General features: G+C 60.7%; 3 protein-coding genes. All 3 read right to left on the bottom strand.

Annotated elements, in window-relative coordinates:
• Nucleotides 1-1,067, bottom strand: a 1,067-nt coding sequence (locus tag ACF8AM_RS07600; protein WP_392555053.1) for a hypothetical protein, incomplete at its 3' end; no start/stop codon positions are given.
• Nucleotides 1,068-1,855: 788 nt separating this feature from the next.
• A complete protein-coding gene (locus tag ACF8AM_RS07595; protein WP_392555052.1) occupies nucleotides 1,856-2,257 on the bottom strand; it encodes a hypothetical protein in 402 nt (133 codons plus the stop codon).
• A gap of 55 nt (nucleotides 2,258-2,312) precedes the next feature.
• On the bottom strand, nucleotides 2,313-2,926 hold a 614-nt coding region (locus ACF8AM_RS07590; RefSeq protein WP_392555051.1), incomplete at its 5' end, for a (Fe-S)-binding protein.

The raw sequence follows: 2,926 nt of genomic DNA, 5'->3' as shown, positions 1-2,926 counted from the left end.
AGCGTGTTGTCGTTGTTGTACGCCCGTGTTTCGCTCACACCGTTATTGTAGCTGCTGGTGAGCATCCGGCCGCCGTCGTCGTACGTTCGCGTGTCGATCGTGGTGCTGTCGAAGTCGATCCCGGCAAGCTGGCCGCGGTCGGTGTAGCTGCGGTCGACCTCTTTGCCGTCCGGGTAGGTCAGTTTGGACACTTGGCCCGCCGCGTCGTAATCGGTCAGGACCGTGTACGTCTGGCCGCCGATCTGGATCGACTCACTGGCTTTGCGCCCCGCATCGTCGTAGGTGTAGCTCACCGTGTTGCCGTAGCGGCCACTGACGGCTGTCAGCATGCGGCTGGCATCGTCATAGGTGAACGTGTCGGTGTGGCTTTGGCCGGACAGTGGGCCACTGGCGTGACCGGTGTAGGCCTTGCTGCTCAGCCGACCGGCCAGGTCGTAGGTGAAGTCGCACGTGTCACCTTGCTGGTCGGTTCGCTGAACCGTGCGGCCCGTGGCATCCGGGGTGAACGAGACGATCCCGTAACCGGTTTGACCGATCGTGCTGCTGGGCACGTGGTCCGGGTAGGTTTCAGTCAGCTTGGTGCCGGCCGCGTCGTACGTGTAGCTGGTGACTTGATCCTCGGCATCGGTCAGCGATTCCAGCTGGCCGGTGTCCGTGTAGGCGAACTCGGTTTCACCCGAGAGGCGATCGATCTGTTTGATCTGGCGACCGAGTGCGTCGAACACGTACGTCGTCGTGTTGCTCTTGGCATCGGTCGAGGAGACCTTGTTGCCGGCCAGGTCATAGCTGCTCTGCGTCACGCCACTGGCGGTGTCGGTGCACTGGGTGTCACGCCCCAGGGCATCGTAGAGACAGTCCTGGCCGACTCCGTTGGGGTCGCGGACCTTGAGCTGGTTGCCCGAAGCGTCGTATTCATAGCTGGTGATCTTGCCCAGGGCATCGATGCTCTGGATAGTGCGTCCGGCCGCGTCGGTGAGGCTCTTGCGGACATGCCCCAGAGCATTGACGGGACGACCGAGCACAATCGACTCTGTCACCCCTTCGGGGTTTTGTCTTTGTGTGGGCATGCTCGTCCGGGGCCTGACGGCCCCGGCAATGGCTCTGTCGGCACGTCCGGGCCTGGTTGCAACTGGTTCACTCCAGGCCTTTGGTGGATGGCACCGTACGGCCTTTACGCGGAGGGGCGTGCTCCAGGCCAGTTCATAGTCTGAGGCCTGCGCTGGTTGGCATTGTCCTGCTAGCAGGAAACGCCCATGCATCCAAATGGCAGCCACTCATCGATCCTTTTCAATCGAGCGCGGTCCCTGAATCAGTCTCCGTAGAGAAGAACCAAGTGCCGCAGACATGCTGTCAGCCTGAGTGAGCCGCCTGCTCGACTGCATTTATGCATTGCGCGGATCCGAAGAGCAAGGAAAATTTGGTGGGAAAGAGCTTCAGGAGCACCAGGCCATCGCAACCCACTTGCTACGGTTGCTAGATCGCCATTGAGCGTGTCGAGCTCGATTGGACGCGAGGTCTTCGCCCCAGTCGATGCCGGCAAAGACGCGACCTCACTGGACGCTCCTTTGAATCATTCCGACGTCCTTTTCCCTGAGCACTCAGAGCACTCAACGAAACCCCAGGCGATGCCTGGGGCTACCTTAGAGCTGCCCCGTTGGGGCGGAGGAAAGAACAGAAACCAACGACGCATTATCCGTGGCAACGCCAAACATTCAGCAGGCCAGGGTGACGCGCTGGTTCCGATGCTCGACCCTCCCCTCGCTTCGCTCGACCTTTGCAGAGAGAGGGTGATGAGAAACGCTTGGCAATGCAGCAGTTAAAAACGGCACGACCTCCTTGCGAGGTGGAGCCATCCTCAATCGCGCATTCGCTCGATGACTGAGCGGGCTCGTTTGGCGGCGGGGGCGAGCGTGGTGAAGGCGGACTCAGCGAGTTCTTGGAGGACTTGCTTGGTCGAGGGATCCAAGTGATTCAGGCGTCCGAGCATCGTGGCGGTCCAGTAAAGCTGGTCGACCGCCAACGCGTCCCAGCTCTCTCCTTCCTCGCCCGCGTACAACACGGACTCGAGCAATCCTGCCATCTCCTCTTCTTCATCCGCACTTGGCTCGATGGACCCTGACAAAGCCTCGCTCGCCCACGTCCGGACCTCCTCGTCGTCGGACTGCAGTGCGAGCAAGCAATCGATGGTTTTGCCGCGGACGTTTTCCTGACGGGCCAACGCTTCCAATTCACTCAAGGACAATTCGTTCGCACTCATCGTGGCCGTTGGGGTTCGAGGTGTTTGGGGACCAGGTTCGGATTCCATTCAGCGGTCAGCCATCCAAGCACGCACTCAAGAATTCCATCGTGTGCATGACCCGCGGGGCTGGATGAGCCTTGGTCGCCATTGAATTCAAATGTGTCTGCAACTGCGTCAAACAACCGATGTTGCCACTGACCACAATCGGGGTCCCCGTTGCCATCACCGCCTTGGCTTTCCGACGTCCAAGTTCGTCCGCGGTTTCGGGTTGATCCAAGTTGTAGGTTCCCGCGGAACCGCAACACAAGTGCGCCTCCGCCACATCGACCAACTCCACGTCCGGCACCCGGCGAAGCAATTCGCGAGGTTGCACTCGCACGCCCTGGGCGTTGGCCAAATGGCACGCATCCTGGTAAGCCACTCGCACAATGGCCTCGCCCTCGTGGACCAATGCAGGTCGCTTCAGCCGAAGCCGATCGGCGTGTTCGCAGACCACCACCGACACGTCCTTGACCCTTCCGGCCAATTCAGTGGCTTGTGACTCGATGTCGGTGCCTCGCAGAATCATGCCGTACTCTTGCATGCCCGATCCGCAACCAGCCGCGTTGGTCACAACCGCATCGAATGACGATTGGTCACCCGCAAACACTCGCACGTTGTTGCGAGCGAACTTGGCCGCCCGGTCGC

This window comes from Rhodopirellula sp. JB055 (assembly GCF_043100905.1).
GTDB lineage: Bacteria > Planctomycetota > Planctomycetia > Pirellulales > Pirellulaceae > Rhodopirellula.
The sequence above is the reverse complement of the archived record's forward strand: the minus strand, read 5'-3'. Positions and strand labels throughout refer to the sequence as shown.

Excerpts from the sequence above, each read along its gene's own strand:
- ACF8AM_RS07595 (WP_392555052.1), bottom strand. The coding sequence starts at position 2,257 with ATGAGTGCGAACGAATTGTCCTTGAGTGAATTGGAAGCGTTGGCCCGT.